The 24,514-nt window shown below is 41.9% G+C and carries 17 protein-coding genes; 6 read left to right on the forward strand and 11 right to left on the reverse strand.

Annotated elements, in window-relative coordinates; translation table 11 throughout:
- Positions 1–95 precede the first annotated feature (95 nt).
- Positions 96–1,754 (reverse strand): M20/M25/M40 family metallo-hydrolase, encoded by a 1,659-nt coding sequence (locus QYZ87_01445; protein ID MDN4753202.1) that lies wholly within the window; start codon positions 1,752–1,754, stop codon positions 96–98.
- Positions 1,755–2,156: 402 nt separating this feature from the next.
- On the opposite strand from QYZ87_01445, the gene pyrF reads away from it, so the two are divergent.
- Genes pyrF through miaA form a run of 6 tightly spaced genes read left to right on the forward strand, consistent with a single transcriptional unit; the run spans position 2,157 to position 7,769 of the window.
- Positions 2,157–2,987 (forward strand): orotidine-5'-phosphate decarboxylase, encoded by an 831-nt coding sequence (gene pyrF / locus QYZ87_01450; protein MDN4753203.1) that lies wholly within the window; start codon positions 2,157–2,159, stop codon positions 2,985–2,987.
- A 2-nt stretch (positions 2,988–2,989) separates the two neighbouring features.
- Positions 2,990–4,048: a UDP-3-O-(3-hydroxymyristoyl)glucosamine N-acyltransferase gene (gene lpxD / locus QYZ87_01455; GenBank protein MDN4753204.1), complete on the forward strand. Its 1,059-nt coding sequence runs from the start codon at positions 2,990–2,992 to the stop codon at positions 4,046–4,048.
- Entirely contained in the window at positions 4,041–5,447 is a 1,407-nt protein-coding gene (locus QYZ87_01460) for a bifunctional UDP-3-O-[3-hydroxymyristoyl] N-acetylglucosamine deacetylase/3-hydroxyacyl-ACP dehydratase (protein MDN4753205.1), read from the forward strand. The genes lpxD and QYZ87_01460 overlap by 8 nt, the downstream gene beginning before the upstream one ends.
- 31 nt (positions 5,448–5,478) lie before the next feature.
- Positions 5,479–6,273, forward strand: coding sequence for an acyl-ACP--UDP-N-acetylglucosamine O-acyltransferase (gene lpxA / locus QYZ87_01465; GenBank protein ID MDN4753206.1), 795 nt, complete (start codon positions 5,479–5,481; stop codon positions 6,271–6,273).
- Positions 6,274–6,301: 28 nt separating this feature from the next.
- Positions 6,302–6,886: a hypothetical protein gene (locus tag QYZ87_01470; GenBank protein MDN4753207.1), complete on the forward strand. Its 585-nt coding sequence runs from the start codon at positions 6,302–6,304 to the stop codon at positions 6,884–6,886.
- A gap of 4 nt (positions 6,887–6,890) precedes the next feature.
- On the forward strand, positions 6,891–7,769 hold the full coding sequence (gene miaA / locus QYZ87_01475) for a tRNA (adenosine(37)-N6)-dimethylallyltransferase MiaA (GenBank protein MDN4753208.1): 879 nt from the start codon (positions 6,891–6,893) through the stop codon (positions 7,767–7,769).
- 258 nt (positions 7,770–8,027) lie between these two features.
- Here miaA and QYZ87_01480 read toward each other — a convergent pair whose 3' ends face one another.
- The 10 genes from QYZ87_01480 to QYZ87_01525 all read right to left on the reverse strand — a co-directional run bounded on the left by QYZ87_01480 (position 8,028) and on the right by QYZ87_01525 (position 24,440).
- On the reverse strand, positions 8,028–9,152 hold the full coding sequence (locus QYZ87_01480) for a hypothetical protein (protein MDN4753209.1): 1,125 nt from the start codon (positions 9,150–9,152) through the stop codon (positions 8,028–8,030).
- Positions 9,153–9,162: 10 nt separating this feature from the next.
- Positions 9,163–10,485, reverse strand: coding sequence for a DNA cytosine methyltransferase (locus tag QYZ87_01485; GenBank protein ID MDN4753210.1), 1,323 nt, complete (start codon positions 10,483–10,485; stop codon positions 9,163–9,165).
- Between the two features lie 288 nt (positions 10,486–10,773).
- On the reverse strand, positions 10,774–13,080 hold the full coding sequence (locus QYZ87_01490) for an outer membrane beta-barrel protein (protein MDN4753211.1): 2,307 nt from the start codon (positions 13,078–13,080) through the stop codon (positions 10,774–10,776).
- Positions 13,081–13,160: 80 nt separating this feature from the next.
- Positions 13,161–14,180, reverse strand: coding sequence for a branched-chain amino acid aminotransferase (locus QYZ87_01495; protein ID MDN4753212.1), 1,020 nt, complete (start codon positions 14,178–14,180; stop codon positions 13,161–13,163).
- 30 nt (positions 14,181–14,210) lie between these two features.
- Positions 14,211–15,503, reverse strand: a complete 1,293-nt coding sequence (locus QYZ87_01500; GenBank protein ID MDN4753213.1) for a glycoside hydrolase family 57 protein — start codon at positions 15,501–15,503, stop codon at positions 14,211–14,213.
- A 47-nt stretch (positions 15,504–15,550) separates the two neighbouring features.
- Positions 15,551–16,813 carry a glycosyltransferase gene (locus tag QYZ87_01505; protein ID MDN4753214.1) on the reverse strand — a complete coding sequence of 421 codons (1,263 nt, stop codon included), beginning with the start codon at positions 16,811–16,813 and terminating at the stop codon, positions 15,551–15,553.
- Between the two features lie 18 nt (positions 16,814–16,831).
- On the reverse strand, positions 16,832–18,865 hold the full coding sequence (locus QYZ87_01510) for a glycogen debranching enzyme N-terminal domain-containing protein (GenBank protein MDN4753215.1): 2,034 nt from the start codon (positions 18,863–18,865) through the stop codon (positions 16,832–16,834).
- A 378-nt stretch (positions 18,866–19,243) separates the two neighbouring features.
- Positions 19,244–20,323: a GDP-L-fucose synthase gene (locus tag QYZ87_01515; protein MDN4753216.1), complete on the reverse strand. Its 1,080-nt coding sequence runs from the start codon at positions 20,321–20,323 to the stop codon at positions 19,244–19,246.
- 2 nt (positions 20,324–20,325) lie between these two features.
- Positions 20,326–21,405, reverse strand: a complete 1,080-nt coding sequence (gene gmd, locus QYZ87_01520; protein MDN4753217.1) for a GDP-mannose 4,6-dehydratase — start codon at positions 21,403–21,405, stop codon at positions 20,326–20,328.
- Positions 21,406–21,722: 317 nt separating this feature from the next.
- Positions 21,723–24,440 carry a TonB-dependent receptor gene (locus QYZ87_01525; GenBank protein ID MDN4753218.1) on the reverse strand — a complete coding sequence of 906 codons (2,718 nt, stop codon included), beginning with the start codon at positions 24,438–24,440 and terminating at the stop codon, positions 21,723–21,725.
- Positions 24,441–24,514: the final 74 nt, after the last annotated feature.

The raw sequence follows: 24,514 nt of genomic DNA on the forward strand, positions 1-24,514 counted from the left end.
ACCATAAAAATGAAGCGAGGTCTGCCTCATAAAGGAGCAGACCTCGCTTTGCTTTTCGTATCAGTAGCGTAAACGTAGGACCACCTACTACTGGGTTACTTTACTTGCATAGAGGCTTCTCTGATAGACTTAAACTCAGACTTATCGCTCCAAACGGGGAAGGCATCTTCATTGGCCAACTGCCAGCCAATCTTGAAGAAGAGCTTAGCATCCTCTACATTACCAGAGAGGTCGGCAGTCTGCGGGTCAAACTCATCAGCTGGCTTATGATAGGCGGTCTCCCAATAGTGGAGCACCTGTTCCCTAGCCCACTCCTTGCCATGCTCTCTACTATCCTGCCAACCCTTGATGAATAGAGAGGGTATCCCCACTTTAGCAAAACTAAAGTGATCGGAACGGTAATACATCCCATTCTCTGGCGATGGCTCAGGTGCTATGTAGCGGTCTTGGTCCTGAGCCAATCGCTCAACATACTGGTCTAATTCGGACTGTCCAAAGCCAGTGATGGTCACATCCTTCATGCGTCCCAGAGGAAGAGGAAGTTCATAATTAAGATTCGCTACCGTTTTTTGAGGCTCGAAAAGAGAATGATGAGCGTAATAGTTGGAGCCGAGCATACCGGTCTCCTCCGCTGTGATAGAGATAAAGACAATGGATCGCTGAGGCTGAGGTGCTTTGGCAAAGGCTTTGGCAGTCTCTAGCATACAAGCAACAGCAAGGGCATTATCTGCCGCTCCATTATATATGGAGTCTCCATCATGAGCAGGGCCGATACCAAAATGATCCCAATGGGCAGAGTACACGATGCACTCATCCTTACGCTCCTTGCCCTCGATCACACCGACTACATTGTGGCTAATATCATACTTTAGATCATTCTTGATGGTTAGATTCAAATGCGTATTAAGCGAAAAGGACTTGAAGTCTCGGGTAGCCGCAGTCTTTTTGACCTGAGCATAATCCATCCCATTGTAGTCAAAGATTTTCTTACAAGCCTCCTCTGTGATCCAACCTGTGAGAGCACATTGATCTCTGTTATTATCCTCATCCAAGAGATAAAGATTACTACCACAGGTATTGGAAAGTGAAGCCCAAGGGTAGCCTGCACCACGTGTATCGTGAACCACCCAAATCCCTTTAGCCCCTTGGCGTGCTGCTTCCTCATACTTGTATGCCCATCTGCCATAGTAGGTCATGGCATTACCATTAAATAGCTGAGGGTCTTGGGTAGCGAAGCCTGGGTCGTTAACCAAGACTATAACCATCTTATCCTTAACATCTATACCATCATAATCATCCCAATCATATTCGGGTGCTACGATACCATAGCCAGCAAAAACCACTTCGGTATTAAGAATATTAACTTCGTCCACGATATGTGGTGTCTTGGCAATATAATCCTGTATATTATCTAACTCGAGATTACCTTTGGGTAGCTTAAGCTGGATAGACGTGCTAGGCTGATAGCTGATTTGTACCATTGGCACCTCTTGGAGATAGCTACCCTCATAGGGGGCTTTGAGACCAAGCTTTTGAAACTGCTCTGAGAGGTAGGCGATTGCCTTGGCTTCGCCCTCCGTGAAGGGTTTGCGACCTTGGAATTCATCCGAAGCCAGCATCCTAACATGTGATGCCATATCTTCGGCATTGATGCTCTCTTCAGCTTGCTTTAGAGTTTTGTCAGGATTAGTACTACATGCTACGAGTAATACTAGCAACAAAAGAGACCATAGCCTCATGATAGATTCTTTCATATACGGTTGACTCTAATTGAATTGGATTATTTAATACTTATGCAATTTACTAAAAAGTGGTGAATAGGATATGATATAAGTATGGTGGGTAAATCATTCTTTTTTTTAAATAATTTGCTCTTAAATTCAATCCCTAAAGCCTAAGGCTTTTCGGAAGAGTCAGACTCTTGAAAAGAATTAATATGTGCTTGGTTTCCCATCCTGATATGTTGCGAATGAACTGGACTCTTATAGGTATTTGTAAAATATCTTATTAACAATCAAACGTGATAGCCTATAGTCGAGACATGGTAGTGTACAAAATGAATAGAGATAAAGGAAGTAAGGATTGTAGGAAAGGTGTGTATAAGATTAGGCTAACTCCCAATTATTTGTGATATTTGTGGGAATATTATTGTTATTATGGATAAGACTGAACTAATTAATAAGATTAAAGAGAAGCGTTCATATCTCTGTGTAGGCTTGGATAGTGACCCGCAAAAGTTACCAGATCATCTGAGTAAAGATGCGGAAGGGATGCTTGCATTTAACAAAGATATCATTGATGCTACAGCTAAATATGCTGTAGCATACAAACCGAATGCGGCCTTCTATGAAGTGCTGGGAAGTGAGGGCTGGAAAGCTCTCGAGGAGACCATACGATACATTCAGACCAATCATCCTGATTGCTTAGTAATCCTTGATAGCAAAAGGGGTGACATCGGTAATACCTCTGGACTCTATGCGCGCTCGGCTTTTGAACAGCTTGGGGCTGATGCTATCACCGTAGCCCCATATATGGGTGAGGATAGCGTGAAGCCGTTCCTTAACTATAAGGGTAAGTGGGTCATCCTCTTAGCCTTGACTTCAAACATGGGGGCTAATGACTTCCAACAGCTTGAGGTAAACGGGGGCATGAAGCTCTATGAGCAGGTGCTAAAGAGAAGCCAAAAGTGGGCTACCTCGGAGGAGATCATGTACGTCTGTGGTGCGACCCAAGCAAGCTACTTCGAGAAAATCAGGAAGTTGGTACCTGATCATTTCCTATTAGTTCCGGGTGTTGGTGCTCAGGGAGGATCACTACAAGAGGTCAGCCGGTATGGTATGACTAAGGACTGTGGCTTATTAGTCAATTCATCTAGAGGTATCATCTTTGCTAGCAACGGAAAGGACTTTGCTGAGGCAGCAGGCGAACAAGCTCATCATCTTCAGAAAGAGATGGATCGCTACTTAACAGAATTCGGAAAGATATGAATATAGAATTTACAGCCCAGGAGGTTGCAGATCATTTAGGGGGAACCATAGAGGGGGATCCAAGTGTGGTCCTTCGAGACTTTAGTAGTATAGAGAAAGGAAGGCCTGATACGCTTTCCTTCCTTACCAATATGCAATACAAGCATTTTCTCTACACGACGAAGAGTGGTGCCGTTTTGGTCAATTATGACTTTCAGACGACTGAACCTATCAAGCCCACCCTCATCCGTGTCCCTAATGCCTATACGGCGTTAGCTGACCTCCTTAAGCTAAGGGATCAGCAGGAGACAAAGAAAGTAGGCATCTCTCCCCAAGCTGTGGTCTCCCCTTCTGCTGTAATCGCAGAGAGTGCCTATGTGGGTCCATACGCGGTGATTGGTGCAGGGGTTGAAATCGGTGAAAGGGTACAGATCCTATCACATGTGTACTTAGAGGATCATTGTAAAATCGCAGACGATACGATTATTCACCCTCACGCTGTGTTATACTCTAGGACGATCGTGGGTGAAAGGTGTATCATCCATTCGGGTGCCGTATTAGGTGCTGATGGTTTTGGATTTGCTCCTGATGAGAATGGCTATCATAAGATACCACAGACTGGGAGGGTCATCCTGGAGAGTGATGTGGAAATCGGTGCTAACACTTGTATCGATAGAGCGGTACTGGATGCGACCATCATCCGTAAGGGTGTAAAGATTGACAACCTAGTACAGATCGGCCATAACTGTGAAATACAGGAGCACAGTGCAATAGCCGCTCAGAGTGGCATTGCGGGCTCTACCACTATCGGAGCTTGGAATGTACTGGCTGGACAGGTCGGGGTAGCTGGACACCTAAAGACTGCTAAAGGGGTCACAATGGCTGCAAAATCTGGAATACAATCTGATATAAAGGAAGAGAATAGTGTTTGGTTCGGATACCCAGCACAGCCTCACATGAAGGCGATGAAGGCTTCGGCTAAATTCATTCAACTACCCGAGATGGATAGGGAAATCTATAGGCTTAGGCAGGAACTAGAAGAACTGAAGAAACAAATCGAAAACATAAAAAGAGATGAGTAATAAAAAGCAACACACCCTTGCTGCTTCATTTGAAATGGAGGGAAAGGGATTGCATACTGGATTAAGCATCAGAATAAAATTCAATCCAGCTCCTATCAATCATGGGATTATGATTAGCAGAGTGGATTTGCCAAATAGTCCAACCTTACCAGCCCTTGCAGAACATGTCAGCAAGACGAACCGTGGAACTGTCTTATCCAATAAGGAAATGCAAATAAGCACCATCGAACACATGATGGCAGCTCTATATGCTATGGGGATTGATAACTGCTTGATAGAGGTGAACGCACCTGAGGTGCCTATCCTTGATGGTAGTGCAGGTCCTTTTATCAAGGAGATCCAAGGTGTAGGTGTAGTGGAGCAAGAAGCACTTCGTGACATCTACGTAGTAAAGCGTAAGATAGAAGTCGCAGATCCGGAGTCGGGGTCAAAAATAACCCTATTGCCCGATAGTACATTTGGGGCTCATGTACTGATTTCCTTTGACTCTAAGATCTTATCCAACCAGTTTGCAACCCTCGAGGACATCGCAGACTTCCCTAAGGAGATATCAGAGGCTCGTACATTTGTATTTGTTAGGGAGATTGAAGAGCTTCTAAAAGCTGATCTTATCAAGGGAGGTGACCTTGATAATGCGTTGGTGATTTATGATGAGGCTCTTGATCAAGAACAGCTGGACAAGCTCTCCAAGATGATGGGGGTTACCGATAAACGTGAGGCGTCACAACTGGGATACATCAGTAACACGCCTCCTATCTTTGATAACGAACCAGCTAGGCATAAGCTACTGGACCTAATCGGTGACTTAGCTCTAATAGGTAGAAGAATACAGGGGCGCGTGATCGCTACATGTCCAGGGCATTCTATTAATACAAAGCTGTCTAAGCTGATTAGAAAAGAGCTTAGGCTAACAGAGAGTCAAGCTCCTCTATACGACCCAAACATGACACCGCTACTGACCGTAAATGATGTTCGTCGTTTGATGCCGCATAGATATCCAATGCTATTGGTAGATAAGATTATTGAGATCGGTCCAGAACATATAGTGGGGGTGAAGAATGTAACTTCGGATGAGCCTTTCTTCCCTGGTCATTTCCCTGATGAGCCCGTTTTGCCGGGTGTCCTTCAGGTGGAGTGTCTGGCACAGATGGGTGGTGTGATGATTCTTAATCAGTTGGAGAATCCTCAGGATTATTCCACATACTTCCTGACCATTGACAAAGTAAAGTTCCGTCAGAAAGTGGTGCCTGGTGATACGATGGTCTGCAAGATCTCATTACTATTCCCAGTCCGAAGGGGTATTGCTAATATGCGGGGGCTCATCTATGTAGGGGAAAAACTGGTCTGTGAAGCTGAGTTCATGGCTCAACTGGTCAAAGACAAGTCTGTTAATAACTAAATTTTTCACATATTATTTAGACTTCAATATTTTGAATACAGAATTAATTAGCCCATTAGCCGTTATCTCACCCGATGCAAAGATAGGAGAGGGTGTAGAGATCGCAGCTTTTGCTGTTATTGAATCCGATGTAGAAATAGGAGAGGGTACAATCATCCACTCTGGAGCCATGATCCGTAATGGGTCTAGGATAGGGAAGGAGTGTCATATTCATCCTTACTCTGTTATTGGAGGAATACCTCAGGACTTGAAATTTAAGGGTGAAAAGACCTTAGCCATAGTCGGTGACCGTACTGTGATTAGGGAATATGTGACGATCAATAGAGGTACGGCTTCTCGTGGATATACTAAGGTGGGTAATGACTGTCTCATCATGGCTTATGCTCACGTCGCTCATGACTGTGTTATTGATGACAGGGTGATCATCGGTAATGCGACTCAATTAGCTGGAGAAGTAATAATCGACTACCACGCTATCATCAGTGGCGGAACATTAGTTCATCAATTTGTACATATCGGGCAGCACACCATGATACAAGGGGGATCTAAGGTCCCTAAGGACATACCACCATATACATTGATAGGTCGTGATCCTGTGATATACTGTGGGATTAATTTCGTAGGTTTACGTCGGAGAAACTTCAATAATGACCAGATATTCCTGATCAATGATATTTATAGGACTTTCTACAATAGAGGACTTAATAACTCTGAAGCCATTCAAGTGATTGAGAGCGAATATGAGGAGATGCCCGAGAAGCGTATTATCGTGGACTTCATTAAGTCATCAAAGCGTGGTGTGGTTCGTGGTGGCTCCGTTGATTAACAAACCGTAAAAGAGAAGAGGGTATTTAATGATATACAGATTTGTAATAGTGTGTGACGAAGTCGAGGCTTTTCGCCGAGATATACGGATAGATTCGAGTGCTACTTTCCTACAACTAAATGATGCTATCATAGAGAGTGTAGGCTATGACAGTAGTGAGATGACTCGCTTTGTACTCACCGATAAGTCTTGGCGTCCTAAGCAAGAGATCCTCATGATGGACATGGGGGTGACACATTCGGATAAGGAGCTTTATCTCATGGAGAGCACTTACCTTGATGAACTACTGGAGGATGAAGGTGAGAGATTACTCTTTAACTTCGATATGCTGGGCGATAGGTACTTCTACATGGAGCTAAGAGAAATCACTCTTGGGGATAATCTGAAGAAGGCAGAAGTAGTTCGCTCCAAAGGCGATGCTCCTGTACAGATCAGTGACGTGGAGGAGCTGCTATCATCAACCGTTACGAAGAAAGCGTTGGGAGCAAAAGAAGTGGCAGGAAAGGTGGAAGAGGATGACCCCACTGCTGAGTTTGACAGTGACTCCTTTGACATGGAAGATATCGACACCGAGGGCTTCGAGCTCTCTGAGGGTGATCCTATAGAGGAATAATCTTGTGGGAGGGAAGCTAATTGTAGTCGTGGGTCCTACTGGGGTGGGCAAATCCGCATACGCCCTGCAATTAGCACAGAGATACTCTACCGTCATCGTTTCAGCCGATAGTAGGCAAATATATAGAGGTATGGCCATAGGCACAGATGCTCCTACGGGTGATGTGCTCATGGCTGTACCTCATTTTTTTATCCAATGCCGTGAGGTATGGGAAACGTATAGTGCTGATGAATGGGCAAAAGATGCCTTAGCTCTTATTGACGAACTTTTTACTAAGCATGAAATCATCGTGATGGTGGGTGGAAGCATGATGTATCTACAAGCATTTTTGGAGGGGTTTGATCCTATCCCTTCTCCCTCGGATGAACTTAGAAATGATCTCTGGGAACGATTCGAGAAGAAAGGTGTGGAGAGCCTCCGAAGCGAACTGGAGCATGTAGATCCTGAATACTTAACAAAGATTGACCCCAATAATCACAAGCGCATTATACGAGCCTTAGAGGTGTATCACACTACTGGACAACCTTTCTCAGCGTTTCACTCGCATAAGAAACGGAGGCAGTTTGGCTACGACGTTGAGGTACACCATGTGTTTCGTGAGCGTGCTGTACTCTATGAGCGTATCAATCAGCGTGTCCATCAGATGGTAGCAGATGGGCTAGTAGCCGAAGCGGAGGCTCTCCTACCCTATCGGAATGAGAATGCACTCAATACCATTGGTTACAAGGAGATGTTCCAATACCTAGATGGGGAAATATCATTAGAGCAAGCAGTACAGAAGATTGCTAAGAATAGCCGCGTCTATGCCCGTCAGCAGGAGAACTTCTTCCGTCGCTGGCAAGGCTCATACTCCCCTTTTACTAATCACACGATAGCCCTCTAAATAGCCTTGTATCCTTTAACCCCATCCTCAATAACCGTATATCACATCATCCGCTGTTCACCTCTCCACAGTCTTCGTTCAGACTTACCGTTTTAAATCGTAGCGTGGCCAGAGAAGTAATACTGCTCCCTAAGTAAGCAATGTCATAAATGAAATACATTATATAACATCTTGATACTTACATACTTTCCAGGGACAGTATCGAACATATCACTAAAATTCAACTGATGTTAAATTTAAATTGACAAAGTAACCTTATTACAAGTTTTTAACTAAATTATTCCATGCTTCTTTATGATCAAATCTAATAGCCTCATCAATTGAAAGTTGCTCAGTATAATACTGAATAAAAGCAGAAGTGTCAACAATAAGACGAAGGTAGTAACGAAGTGAATTATATACACCATTAACTATCACTTGACAGCCATGCACTCGTTTTATATCAATGATTTTCTGCATAATTTCATTACATTCAGCGGAGTCAACATCAGAAGTAGAAAGCAAATAATAACGATCAATCTTAGTCCCTTGAAATTTCTCGTAAGCAATATCAATTAAATCAACTGTAATAGGAATACCGTACTTAATTTCTACAGCTTCGAATGGAGTTGAGTCATAAGAATTAACAATATCAATATCCCCCATACGCCCACTCTGTCTATCAGAACTTGTGTGTTTCTCAAGCGGAAGAAGTTCTTTGCCATCAAATCTTTTTGCTTCTGATATAAGAACTTTGTAAATTGCATAAAAAGCAAGAGTTGGTAATCTCGCAGCTCCTTGACCAGAGTAACTATATTCGAAGTGTTGTCTTAGAAGAGAAACAATTTGATCAATACTAAGTTCTCTCGGCAAAGCAATCGTTGGATTACTTGAGGCCCTTAGGATAACCAGCTTAGAAATTAAGTATTTCAATAAAACGAGCTTTTCGTTAGCAGAGACAGAAGTTGACTCAATATGATCAATACATTTTAAAAATGCATTTTTAAGTAGTCTAGGGCTTATTGCTCCTTTATAATCAAGCGTATATGGTGATTTCTGCTCAAAACTACGTGTAAGCCATCCACTCTCAGACATAGCTGGAAATTTATGCTTTCTAAGCCACGGGGATATATGTATGGTATCAAAACTTCTTCCTGAATATCCTTCAGGCATATCTGTTTGATGAAGACGTATATCCTGTTGAGGATTAAGTATTTTATATACTAAACTCGTTAAAAAAACAGCCAAAACCGCTTTTCGGCTTTCAGATTTTTCAACGATTAAATCAATGTCATTTAGTATCGTTTTTTGGCTTATGTCTTTTAGATCTAATGTGAACCCCACCTTGACCTGGTCATAAATTGAATCTAGTAACTCTTCTGCTGTTTGATATTTTACTGTCATATCGAATCTATCATATAAAATCTTGTTCTTGTAACTCTTTAATGATTGCTTCTACCATTGGTACAGCTACAGAGTTACCAATTTGCCTATATTGCTCGCTAATAGAACTGCTCTTTATGAAATTATCAGGGAACCCCATTAGCCTATAACACTCAAGTACTGTTAGTTTTCGTACTTTTCCTTCGTCTAGAATCCAAAAACGTCCACTAGTCTCTTGACTTGGTATCGCTGGGTGTACTCCTTGGGATGAGTAAATGCGATTAGGCTGTTTATGCACTCTAGACAAATGATTAGTACCTGGACGAACTCCATTGCCACGTATTTTTTTATTAAGATAGCCAACAAAAATGAGACCGCTCTTTTGCACTGTCACATCACTTTGATCAATTAAAGTATAGGGTTCATCTAGATACTCAAACCTTTCTTCTGAATTAGTCTCTAATATGTCTCTCAATATTACACTCTTATTATTTACTTTTTTAAGTTTATCCCATATAAAAGGCCTCTTTAGAGTAGCCATAATAATTATGCGTTCTCTGTTTTGTGGAACTCCAAAGTTGGAAGCATTTAGTACACACCACTCCGTATAATATCCCATTTCCCTTAAACTATGAAGAATAACTTTAAGTGTTTGCCCCTTGTCATGATAACGCAGATGCTTTACATTTTCCAACATCACCACTTTTGGTCTATAATGATCAATAATTTCAAAGACATCATATATTAGTGTTCCACGAGTGTCTTCGAAACCTTTCATCTTACCACTAATAGAAAATGGCTGACAAGGAAAGCCAGCAGATAAAAGATCAAATTTTTCAGGTATATAGCTCTTAGTACTTTTAAGGGTAATATCACCAAAAGGAACTTCTCCATAGTTTGCAAAGTACACTTGTCTTGCTCCCCTGTCCCATTCAGATGAATAGAGACATTCTCCTCCATGCCGTTGCATCCCTAATCTGAATCCTCCAATCCCAGCAAAAAGATCTATAAATGTAAATCTTGTTTTTAGAGGAGGCGGAAAAGGTATTAAATCAAATGAACGAAAAAAAGGTAAAGAAGGAATTTGTGTAGCTCTATTAATTGTTGCTGGATAATCTCCATCATGAATAATACCAGTAGACTCAAACACCTCGCTATTTTGACTTAAACACGTAGATTGTATTGTACTAAGAGGATATGTATGCGTTAAAACAGCTCCATCTTTACTTATTACATCTTCTGGGATCACTATTTTTTCTTCAATATCCCTATGAATTTTATAAGAGTCGAGATATTGTGCAATTTTTCCGTCAATTGAAACAGAATAAAAATCATTATTTATAGTATTGCTCATAAACACATTATCGTCAAAACTGAAGTATGATAAGCAATCTACTTCCTTTTTAGTTGAAATTTACTACAAAGTTACCTAAAAAGAAAGACTTAAACTCACAGTCCGATTGAGTAAAATAAATATATAATACCTAGCAAAACAAAAGCAAACGTAATTAGTTTCATTCATTAGTAAAATGAATAAAATCACTAAAATTGTTTTTCTTATATATTTCTATCAAATATATACCCCATTACATAGTTAGCTTATTGATGAATATCTTACTACTGTATGCTATTGTAAACGTATCTAGAAACGAGAGGTGTCAAGGTGGGATGGATCTTTCCTCTTGAAGTTACCGAAGTTATACTTAATAGTAAGCTTGATACTTCGAGAGTCTTGAGGTGGGATAAAGCATATCTTTTGGCTGGATATATCAGAACTAATCTTTGGGACTTGTCTATTGAGTAGATCATTCGCATTGAGAGCAATAGTCCATCTATCATTCTGAGAAACCCATTTTAACCCTGTGCTGATATTAAATATATCGGAAAAGACGTAATAGCCCTGAACCCCTCCTGTTATGTAGGAAAGGGATAAATCCCACGAAATTTTCTTCGCTTTACTAATCTGTATACTATTAAAAAGACTGGAATAAAAGAGTACTCGATTATGATTGAATGAAATGCCATTTATGTTATCAGCTTTCTCAGACTGAAGTGTTGCATTTAGGATGATACGACTTTGCATCCTATCCCAAAATGAGAAAGGCACCACCGAGATAAGTGAAAAGGAATTTTTGTACGCCCAATTCTGCGTGTTATAGACTATTCTCTCCTTATCTTTATCATAATGGAGTAGCTGTACAAAATAATTAGGAGCGTAGCTATCTGTTATTTGGAAAACATACTTTCCCTTAAGAATGTATATTAAGCGACTGTTATAGCTCGTATATGGTCTTAAATCTGGATTACCTACCCATTCTTGGTACTTACTTTTCAGGTCTGTGAATGGCTGCCGCTCCCAATAAGTGGGGTAAGTATCTTGAGTATCAAAGCCAAATTGCAACATATCGGTTGGTGAGATCATATAGGTCAATTTGACTTGCGGGGCCACATATCCCTGATGATCGACCTCAAAATCCATATAGGTTCCAACTAAGCCTAGATAGAAATTCAGGCGATCCGTCATTTGCTTTTCCACGCCCAAATATCCACCTACAGATAGTTCCGAGTATGAGCTTTTAACATCTTCAAGATTGTATGTACCCTTCTGCTCTGAATAATCCACCCTATCATCGGTCGATGAGTGTAAAAAGTTAGCACCATAGTTCACTTTCCAGCCTTTATTAAGATGATGCTCATTATCCACAGAACCGCCCCACACGTAGTTATTTTGTCGATTATCCACGATATACGAACTAAATGAATTATCAAAGCTCCTATCCGTCTTGATATGCATACTTCGTAAACGATGAAATACTGTATAGAAAGCCCCTATCCGTAAATGCCCATCGTATGTATAATCCCCCGAGATATGAAAGGTATTAGAGGAAGGGACCTTCTCCATCATAGTGTGGTATCCCATCTCATGAACCTCCTCATTATTAGTTGATTTAGGAGTTGTAGTAGTATAAGCATCTAGTGAGACCTCATGCTTGGGAAGTGAATAGGTAAGGTTGAGAAAAGCTTTATGTGCATCATATCTATAGAAGCCTCTGTTTTCCGAGATAATCGGAGTCAGTCCTGTGGCACCAGCATCTTGAGGCGTTACCTCGACGAACATATCCGATCTCTCTTTATTTCCGCTGTAGTCGTAGCTCATTCGAGCGGAAAGGTTCTTCCCCCCATAAGAGAAGTAACCTCCGCCACCTCCATTAGCAAAATACCTCTGGTCATAATAACTATTTACTTCTCCAGCAAGAGTTGTTACCTCATCATCCCCTGTGGCTTGAGGTTTGAGAACAATATTAATAGAGCCACCCTCTGCCCCATATTTAGCAATAGGATTATACGATACTTCTGCATTCTGTACCGCATCTAATGGAATCTGCTTGAGCATCTGTAGTAACTGAGACTGAGGTAGATTGGGTCGCTTGCCATTAATGATAATCGTTAGCGATGATGTCCCTATCAATGATGGAGAGCCATTCTCCTCTGTCACTCCTGGTAACCGCATCAACATCTCGTAGGCATTGGTGACCGTTGTCTTTTGGAAAAGTGCCTCTACATCGTAACTTGGTATCCCGTTCTCCAGAATCTTCATCTGAGGACGTTCTGCACTAATCACTAGCTCATCAAGCTCTATGTCACTCTCATCAAGAACTATTACCTCTGGCAAATGGTGATCCAGGGTTACCCTCTTACGAAGATATGCTACGTGTGAAATCTCGAGAAACTTTGCGTCCTCTCCCGTGATAGTAAATGTTCCATCTGTATCGGAAGCCCCTACAGTAATGGCTTGTGCATTAGAATTGAGTAAGACAACAGTAGCATAATCAATCGGAACTCCTTTATTATTCTTTAGCGTTGATCTATAGGTTATTTCTTGTGCATATACACTATAACTGATAGCAATAATGAATAGTGCTATAAGAGTGGTTCTTGATAGATTCATAAGTTAAAATAATAATTACACAAAAAAGGGGACATAACCCTTTACAGATTACATCCCCAAATTTATATAAAAAACGTATCTTAGTCAAGAATCATCACCCAATTGTGCTTATCCTCTAATTCACCATACTGAATACCGCGAAGTGTTTCGTATAGCTTAGTAGACTTAGGACCGGCTTCACCATTCTCAGAATAAACATAAGACTTATTCTCGTCCAAGTCATCGATACGAGCGATAGGTGAAATAACAGCAGCAGTACCACAAGCGCCAGCTTCTTCAAACTCTGCTAGCTCTTCTACTGGGACATGGCGACGCTCTACAGTCATACCTAGATCCTCAGCAATCTGACAAAGACTCATATTGGTAATAGATGGGAGGATAGAGGTACTATCAGGAGTAATGTACTTATCACCCTTGATACCAAAGAAGTTAGCTGGGCCACACTCATCTAGATACTTCTTCTCCTTAGCATCAAGATAAAGAACAGCTGAATAACCCTTTTCGTGTGCTATCTCACCACTCTTTAGACTCGCTGCATAGTTACCCCCTACCTTGATGGTACCAGTACCAAGTGGTGCTGCACGGTCATATCCACGAAGAATAGCCATAGGAGTAGGTTTGAAACCAGCCTTGAAGTATGGTCCTACTGGAGTTACGAAGACTACAAATAAGTACTCATTTGCTGGCTTAACACCGACCTGCTCTCCTAGACCAATCACCAATGGACGTATATAGAGACTCGCACCACTGCCATAAGGAGGTACGAAATCTTTATTCTTCTCAATAGCAAGCTTTACAGCCTTGATAAAGAGATCCTCTGGAACGGGTGCCATCATGATGCCTTCGCAAGAACGACGCATACGCTTTGCATTCTCATCTGGGCGGAAAAGGCGGATCTTGCCATCCTTACCACGGAACGCTTTCATTCCCTCAAAAGCTTCCTGTCCATAGTGAAGACAAGTAGCTGCCATATGAATAGAAATCTGTGTGTCAGAAGTCACTTCTAGTTCACTCCACTTGCCATCTCTAAAATACGATCTTACATTGTAATCGGTTGGGAAATAGCCAAATCCTAAATTTCCCCATTCTATCTCTTTCATAATAATTCTTTGAAATTAGTTTTATATATGTTATTTAACACTACTCTTTTTCTTTTTTAATTCCTTTTGTAACTGACTTATCTTTTCATCTTGGTTACGGATTGTTGTCAGCAAAGCGGCGAGTTCTTCATTCTCAATAGAGCTCGGATATTGTGCTTCAACGCGTAAGAGAAAGTCACTCAGGACATTCATGTAATTACTAAAAGCATCATAAGCGCTATCATACGGACTAAATCTCCAGGCATCACTATTCATTGTGGACATATAGAGGAAGTGATCCGAACTCTGCAAATATAACCAATCCTGTAGTATGCTACGATCGCCTACCAAGCGAGTCCTCTCAGACCACTGCTCTAACTTCGCAAATGCCTCTTTCTGTAATACATTACCGAGCCATGATAGTGTGTTTTTCTCTTTCTCTGACCAAGATATAGCTTCGGATACCACCAACTGATCTTTTGGTTTTAGAGTATCAAGTGCCCCAGATGGTGTTACAAATTCCAAGCCTGAGTCAAGAATATATTTTGGTAATGCTCTGAAGAAATCAAAAATGCCTGTATGTGCAGGTTGAGCTAAACCGAGGGTGTCTAAACTCATATCAAGGGTTATCAACTCCTCATCTTCTGGGGTACTAGCCAACCATGAGGCGAACTTATCTGCTGTTAATGGAAAGTCTGCCCAATCTTGACGACCAAAATTCTTAGTAATATCTTCAGTAAATCTCTGATTTCTAAGGATAAGATTCAGCCCAGGTTTCGCCGCACTTTCATAAAGGAAGTTAGGTGATTTCCAGCCCAATAGCTGCTCGGCTCCCTCAGTGATCACGCCTTTAAAGCCTAGATCTACTAAGGTCTCAGCGATACTATCATCAAAAATCAGGTCAGAGTTACGAAAAACAGAAGGTCGCTTACCAAACATCAGCTGTATCTTAGAGGCGTGTCGCTTGATTTGAGATCTAAATTCTCCTTTATCAAAAAAGAGTGAGGAGAGACCATGAGCATGAGGCTCACCTAGGAATTCGACCTCTCCTGCCTTATGAAGATCCAATAATCTGTCAATCATATCTGGAGCGTACATCTCCATCTGATCAAGAGCAGTACCAGAGATTGAAAACGCGACTTTAAAAGCTCCATTCGTAGCCTCTATTTGCTCCTTCAGCATCTCTAATGCTGGGATATACGATTCTTCAGTAGCACGTCTGAAAATCTCTTCATCTTGGAGGTCATCAAAATAGTAATGATCATTTCCGATGTCAAAGAAACGGTAACGCTTCAGACGAAATGGCTGATGGATCTGAAAGATGATACAAACTTTCTTCTTCATGACTCTTATATCTTATATTTATTCTCTATATTCTATTTTTCACACAATCATAGGCCAAGCACCCTATCATAGATACCCCGTACCTTCAGCCCCACATTCTCCCACGTGATACTATTGACCTCTTTTAATCCCTCATCAGCCAAAAACTTATGCATAGCTGGATATGACACAAGGGCATACATCGCATCAGCTAGGGCATCCACATCCCAGTAATCAACCTTTACGGCATAATCTAAAATCTCAGCACAACCCGACTGCTTCGATATGATACATGGGACCCCACACTGCATCGCCTCTAATGGCGAGATACCAAAGGGTTCAGATACAGAGGGCATCACATACACATCACTAGACTTGTATATCTCATAAACCTCTTTTCCTCTCATGAATCCAGTAAAGTGGAAGCGATCGCTGATACCTCGCTTAGCTACTAGACTCACCATCTGGTTCATCATATCTCCACTACCTGCCATGATAAATCGTACATTCTTAGTCTCCTTAAGCACTCGGTGAGCAGCTTCGACAAAGAACTCGGGACCTTTCTGCATCGTGATACGCCCCAAAAAAGTAATTACCTTATCTTTCACACCCCTCTTATCTGGAATAGCTAATAACTCTGGTGCTAGAGGCGTTACGGCATTATGCACAGCCGTTACTTTATCCGGATGCTGATGATACTTCTCTATAACCGTCTGGCGTGTAAGCTCACTCACACACATGATATGATCGGCATGATCCATACCATTCTTTTCGATCTCATAGACCTGAGGATTGACATTCCCCCTACTCCTATCGAAGTCTGTGGCGTGCACATGGATTACCAATGGTTTACCTGTGACCTGCTTAGCATGAATACCTGCAGGATAGGTGAGCCAGTCATGTGAGTGGATGATATCATAAGCGTCAGCACGAGCCACCACCCCAGCGAGGATGGAGTAATTATTAATCTCTTCGTAAATATTATCAGGATAAGCTCCAGAAAATTCTACACATCCTAAGTCGTTAGTTAGCATGTAAGAAAAATTATCATAAATATGATTTCGCAAATGGAAATAAAGATCGGGCGACATTAGATGACCAATCCTCGAATCCACATACTCCGAATCCACATTACGATAAACGATAGGCACCTGCGACATCCCGATAATTCGTAAAAAAGAATTATCCTCATCTCCATGTGGCTTCGGAATGACAAAGGTAATATCCATATCGGGCTGATGTGACAACCCTCTCGTCAGTCCATAGCTAGCTGTCCCTAACCCTCCCAATATGTGTGGTGGAAATTCCCACCCAAACATTAGTGCCTTCATATTTACTTCTTCACATTTTCACTTTTCCGATTTCTCACCCTCTGAATTAACATCTGGAGATGATGTGTGATGAGTAGTCATACTCAATCGCAGATCAAAGATGTCATCTGTCCCATACTTCTCGTATTCAATAATCCTATTTTTAATACGCAGTATCGCAGTAACGCTAGGCATAAAGGAGATCCCATTTCTTGCGACATACGGAGGCGTACCATCATATACCTCAGAGATCGTACCAATACCATGATATGCCATCTCGTCCTCAAATGGAATCGTCAGACGATCCACGAAAGAGAGCCCTACCCTCTTAAAGAGTTTAAGATAACCGCTGAGATAATAATATACCAACCATGTCCATACACCACCTTGTAGGTAAGCATATGTACGCTCATTTAGGCTCCCATTACAGTAACCTCTATAGTATCCACTTTTAGGAGAAAGGGTACGAATACCTTTTGGTGTTAGTAGCTCTCGAGTCACAATATCTAACACCGATCGCTGTAGCTTTCGAGACAGAGGTGAGTAGGAAAGCCCAACTGCAAAGAGTTGATTGGGACGAACATTCCAATCCCTAGGACGTCCCTCAGCAACGTAATCAAATAGGTAATCATGCTCATTGACAAAGACACGGACAAAACTCTCACTCACCCTATCAATAAGATCATCCAGAGCATCATCCTCCTTCTTAAACAACACTCTATAAAAGCATAGGGCGTCATACCAAAGAGCGTTATACTCAACGATATACCCCTGTCTATCCACCACGGGATAGCCATCTATCAAGCCATCCATCCATGTAATCGGATGAGACCCATCCTTAGGCACAGCATATAGAAGAGCATTATCTCTCAGCTTCATCTGAGGGTGTTTGTTACTCTTGAGATAGCTCATCGCCCGCTCTACCACATCTCCATACTTCTGCCGAGTTTGCTCCATCCCTACCCATCTAGAGTAGTCATGAATGCAGTTGATGACCCATAGTAAAGCATCAGGCTGATCTAATCCCTTAATGATATTATCCTCTACCCCCTCTTCATAAAACCTCCACAAGGCCTCCAGATCACTACTCATGACCGCATCAAATCGCTCTGGCTTACCTATACCAAAGCTCGCTGCAGTCAGTCCTATCATCTGATCTCTATGACATACATTAAACCAAGGCAGACCAGCCAAGATATAGCTTCCCCCTTCCTCTGGTTGGAAATAGAATTGCTCTACCGAACGCTTTAGGGCATTAATAAATGAATCACGATGGATGAGATTATCTTCACACTGCTTATAAAACGGTTTGATCCGCTTGCTCTCCACCGCTTCGTCCGAAATAGATAAGTATATCTCCTCACCTTTTTTTATCTCACACTCAAAAAAACCTGGTATCGGTAGATCTTCTATACAAGCATGTTCACGCTCTGCCTCTTTATGGTAATAGAGATTTTTATTCCAATGAGGCTCGTGAAGGTAACTCACTTTCTTAGTGAATTGCATATACAGTCGAGGAAAGCCTTCGTACAAGCACCACGAAATGCCATTATCCTCCTCACGAGGGGTCCAATCGACCGCAGAATTTTCGTAAGTCAGAGCCTTGACCTTTCTAAATCCAAGAAATGGCTTGAAACGAAGTGTCGTCGGAGAGTGTGCCTCTAATAACTTGTATTTTATAATCAATCGATTGGAATCTTCAGAGAAAATAAACTCCTTGGACATCAATACCCCTCCCACCCGATAGACTATTCGTGTGGTCTTTTCTACGTCCAGCTCTCTTATGTACTTATGACCATTAGGGCTATAAGTGCCATCGGCATATCTGTGTACGGACAAGTTAAACTCCGCCCCATGCTGAATAACCGTCTCATCTAGTGACGAAAGCAGAACCCATCTATTTTCAAGTGACTCATCAGAAGGTACTACAAGCATTCCATGGTATTTGCGAGTATTACAGCCCAATATGGAAGTACAATAGTACCCGCCACACCTATTGGCACACAATATTTCTCTTTCAAGCGACTCTTCTAAGTTTGTCAAGCTTGATCTATCAAATTTTAAATAGCTCATAGTAATACCTTCATTTATCATTTTTCCATAAAAAGCCAACCCAACATTGCAAACATCTTGTACACGCTCTTATCTCTCTCAAATTTAATCTATTTTCTCGAGCTATTCAAATATAAACCCCCTAAATTAGAGGTGTTTCCCGTGAATTAACCTTAAATTTAACGGGAGCTAAACATAGAGCTTAAAAAGAGTTTACAATGGCCTTTTATATCCCCCTACTCCACCTCGCTAAAAAAACTTGTCCCACTGACCAAGCAAACAATGAAAAGCAGAAAATTCGTACCGTTTCATATCCATGAAACTTCCGACAAAGGTCATCCATCTACTCCATAAAATAACATATGGACCCATCCCACACGATTACTCTCACTATTTTACTTAATGATTGAGATACCACTGATAGAGTCGCTCCACCCCATCGCGTATCTCCACTTGGTGACGCCAACCCAATTGATGCAGCTTACACACATTCGTCAACTTACGTGGTGTACCATCAGGCTTACTCTTATCCCAAAGGATATCCCCCTCAAATTCTTCAGTCCGAGCAATTAGGTAAGCCAATTCCTTAATGCTAATCTCCTCACCCGTACCGATATTGATATGGCAGTTACGTACCTCACTTGCACCGGCTTCATGAAGCTGGTCAAACTCTACGTTCAGCAAGACATGAACAGAAGCATCTGCCATATCTTCACTCCAAAGAAATTCACGCAAAGGGGTCCCACTCCCCCATAAAGTCACCCGGTTAGGGGCAATACCATAACTATCTAGGGCTTGCACAATATCAGACATAGAGGCATCATTCACCTCAAAACCTGGTATCGGTCGCTTACTTAAGTCCTCACGCAAAGCAGTAAGGTCTCCTTCATTCAATAGCTTAGCCAGATGTATCTTCCGTATCATTGCTGGCAGCACATGGCTATTCTCCAAGTGAAAGTTATCATTCGGCCCGTATAGGTTAGTAGGCATGACGGCTATGAAGTTAGTTCCGTACTGGAGATTAAAGCTCTCACACATCTTTAGTCCAGCTATCTTAGCTATCGCATAGGGCTCGTTAGTGTATTCAAGCGGAGCCGTAAGCAGTGCATCCTCACGCATAGGCTGCTCAACATCCCGTGGATAAATACAGGTACTCCCGAGAAATAAGAGCTTTTTCACCCCATTTCTCCAGCTCTCTCCTATGACATTATGCTGAATCTGTAAGTTATTGTATATGAAGTCTGCCCGATATTTACTATTGGCCATTATGCCCCCCACATGTGCAGCCGCAAGAACTACGGCATCGGGTTGCTCCCTCTCAAAGAACTCCCGTGTTGCTATAGGATCCATCAGATCCAGCTCAGCATGGCTCTTGCCCAAAAGATTATGAAAGCCTCTTGCCTGCAGGTTATTCCATATGGCTGACCCTACTAGTCCGCGATGCCCTGCCACATATATCTTACTATCTTTCTCTAACATTCCTACTCCTCCATATTATCACGTATGTGCAACTTCCTGACGTGTCGCATATCATGCTTTACCATCTTTTCCACTAGTTCACCAAATGAGGTCTGCCTTGGATTCCACCCCAGTTGCTCTCGAGCTTTGGAGGGATCACCTAAGAGCGTTTCCACCTCCGCGGGTCTAAAATACTTAGGGTCAACTTCTATAAGAACTTTACCGCTTTGCTGACAAATCCCTTTTTCATCAATGCCCTCACCTTCCCATCTTAGAGTAATACCGACGTGAGCAAAAGCCAACTCCGCAAACTCTCTAACAGAATGTTGTTCTCCGGTAGCGATGACGAAGTCATCCGCTTGGTCATGCTGTAGAATCCGCCACATACAGTCCACATAATCTGCTGCATAGCCCCAGTCTCTGAGAGCATTGAGATTACCTAAATATAGCTTATCCTGATATCCCTGAGCGATCCGAGCCGCCGCTAAGGTGATCTTCCGAGTGACAAAGGTTTCCCCCCTTCGTTCACTCTCATGATTAAAGAGTATTCCATTCGAAATAAACATCCCATAGCTCTCTCGATAGTTCTTGCCAATCCAGTAAGCATACTGCTTAGCTACTGCATACGGAGAACGAGGGTGAAAGGGCGTAGTCTCTCGCTGAGGTACCTCTTGGACCTCTCCAAAAAGCTCTGAAGTCGAGGCTTGATATATCCGCACCTTATGTTCCATGCCTAAGATCCGAACAGCCTCTAGCAGGCGAAGGGTCCCGATAGCGACGGTGTCAGCGGTATATTCTGGCACCTCAAAGGAGACCTTCACATGGCTCTGTGCAGCTAAGTTATAAATTTCATCAGGTTGAACGAGTTGGATGATACGCACGAGAGAGCTAGAGTCTGTCATATCACCGTAATGCAGGTTGATGAGCCGCTCTCGCTTCATATCACGTACCCACTCATCTAGATATAAGTGCTCTATCCGTCCAGTATTAAAGGAACTCGAACGACGCATAATACCATGCACCTCATAGCCTTTTTCGAGCAGAAGCTCTGCTAAGAATGATCCGTCCTGCCCTGTTATCCCAGTTATTAAAGCCTTCTTCATTATAGTTATTTATAGTTCTGTGAGAGATTATAGTTATCAAACTTACACAAATCCTTTCAAAGTATCTTCGTGCTTATACGAGCAGACCTAGATGGATTCAAGTGAAACTTCCACTTCATCCCAAATATTTTATAGGTACTCTGAAAAGATTGTACCTATACCTACGAATCATTTTATAGGTATTATCATAAAATTGTAGCTATACCTATCTGCAACATTATCGAACTTAGTCCACAAGAAATAATTATCCTCCACACATCTCATATTAAGAATGTGTGGAGGATTCAACGTTTTATTTATTCCAAGAATAGTACTCGTTAATGGTATCCCCTTCCACCATAACGGCCTCCTCGTTGATTTTCGCTCTGTGAAGCACCGACTTTATTGCCTCCCATATTATTAAATCTATAACTAAAAGTCAGCATCATATAACTCATTACACCATTCACTTTGGTATCGGTGATCGCATTTGCTGTAACACGACGCTGCAAAGAGGTTCGCTGACGGAGGATATCAAAGCCACTAAGTTCTATAGAAGCATTCTTATCCTTCAAGAAAGACCAATTAATAGAAGCATCCCACAACCAAAAATCACGTTTTAGGCCATCATCATAACCATTAGCATCCTGATAAGTTAGCCTACTAGTCACCGAAAGATTCCAAGGCAGCTCCCATATAACTTCCCCAAAGACATTATAGTCTTGGGTAAGTCTATTTTGCTCCTCGGAAAAACTATTAAGAACCCTTTGCATACCCCATGAACCACCTAAGGTAGCTTGAATCTGGTCACCTCGCCATGAGAGTCTTTCAGAAAGATTAGGTCGAAATACATGAGATGTATTTTCCACACCGTTCACAAAGCCTATATCTTTATTATACAAGACATGGCCATATGTGGTGGAGCTAAATTTGCTACTGGCACCACCCAAGGGTGTATTTACCATAAAACCACCATGAACCATCTGATTACCATTTACATTCTCATAGGTAGTAGTACGAGCACCGGTATCTTTGTCAAACACCTGCACAGCTGCGACCCCATCTTTAGTATAGTTCCATGCTACATTAATCCTGAAATTTCGTCTAGTCTTAACATCATTATAGAAAGAACTTAACCACACACTATGCACAAAAGAGGGAAGTAGGTCCGGATTACCCTTTGTTTGACTAAGAGGAGATAGCACTATGGTAGCAGGGTTCAGCTGCTGCATACTAGGATGACGTGTGCGTCCCATATATCTTAGATTAAGACTAAATGCCTTATTAGGCTTAAGTTCTAATATCATACTTGGAGAGTAATTCCATACCGTACGTTGCTGATTAAAGGTCTCCGTAAGTCCTTGTTTGGATATAGTATGCGTGGTAGTGGGGTTGGCTTGCATTCCGACATAGAGTTGACTGAGTCCCCAGAAACTATATCTCATCTGCACACCAAATCGATGATTGATGTTACTATTCCATGTACCACGTGAGTACTCTTCATCTAAGATGGTATAGCTATCTTCTCCATCCTTATTGTATGCCATTTGTTCATTATCACGCTTTTGATAATCAACTCTATAGTTCAATTGTAATGCCCAATGCTTATTGAAAGGCTCAAGATAAGCTAGGTTAGTACCTATATAGAAGTTTTCGTCATCCTTATTGGTTCTCTGGTCTAAAACTTTCTTCTGACCAGTCATCAAGAAGTCAGTATTAGACTGATTGAGCCCCTCGCCATCACCCTTAGTATAATTTCCCCAAACACGAGTATAGATGTTACGCCCAAGCTCATTAAGGGTATGACGAAAATGCACAACTGCACTGGCATTGTATTCTGAATAAAGATTGGTCTGAAGAGCATTACCCTTATTGATCACGTCTCCATCATTATTAGTGGTAGTAAATTCAGAAGCACTGCGATCTTCACTCCTACTCCAATCTAAGTCAGGCTCTATAACAAACATGGTTTGCTCCTGAGGAGTCCACTCTATGCGAGTATTGAAGTTAGCACGTTTGGCATTATTAAAGTCATCGTACACTTCATTCTCAATATTCCTCTCGACACCACCAAGCAACTGCTCTGTTCGGTTATCTCCATACTTCTTATCATCATTATCAGAGTAGTAAAGCTCAGATGTCAAGTGAAGCTTTTCGCCCCACTTATTATCATAGTTTCCTCCAAAACGGCGAGTGGTACGGTCGCCTTGCCCTCTACGAACACCATCAATATTATTGATATTACCTAGGATGGTATATCGTGCATCCTTATCGAAGATGTTCACAAGAGCATCAGTTTTGTATCTTTCTTCTGTACCATAGCCTGCATTAGCATTCGCTATAATACCTCCTTTCTTATCTTCCTTAACGACTAAGTTGAGCACCTTGGTCTTTTCTCCGTCATTCATCCCGGTTAGGCGACTCTCGTCACTCTTCTTATCTACCACTTGCACGTTCTGAATCATATCCGAGGGTAGATTGCGGGTAGCCATACGTGGATCACCACTAAAGAAATTACGGCCATCTAGCTCTACTCGTTCAATATCCTCTCCGTTATAGCTAATATTGCCATTGTCATCGATCTCCATACCCGGTATCCTACGGAGCAGATCTTCCACATTAGCACCTTTCTGTACACGAAAGGCGTCAGAATTGAACTGTATCGTATCTTGCTTTAGAGTGACATTCGAGGCTTGACCTGTCACAGTTACTTCGTTAAGGAAGGTCGCAGATTGCTCCATCTTAATCTTCCCAAGTTTAAGGCTCTTATTGGATAGCTTTACCTCTTGTATCCATTCATCATATCCAATAGAGGTGATACGTAAAGCATATCTACCACTCTTCAGGTCCTTAAAGACAAAGCGACCATTCATATCTGAGGTCATCCCTTTGACAACCGTCGAGTCGGGTAAAGCTAGTAGGCGAACCGTAGCTCCGATGACGGCACCCTCATCATCTCCATCTATCAACTGCCCTTGAATAGAAAGAGCATTTTGAGCAAATCCCCCTATCACAAAGAGGGGAAAAAGTAACACAATTAAATAAATCCTTTTCATTAAACATTAAATCATTTAGGTGGGTATTACCAACATTTCATACCCCTGTGATGACAACACTGACCATCACGTTT

Source organism: Porphyromonadaceae bacterium W3.11 (assembly GCA_030434245.1).
Lineage (GTDB): Bacteria > Bacteroidota > Bacteroidia > Bacteroidales > Porphyromonadaceae > Porphyromonas_A.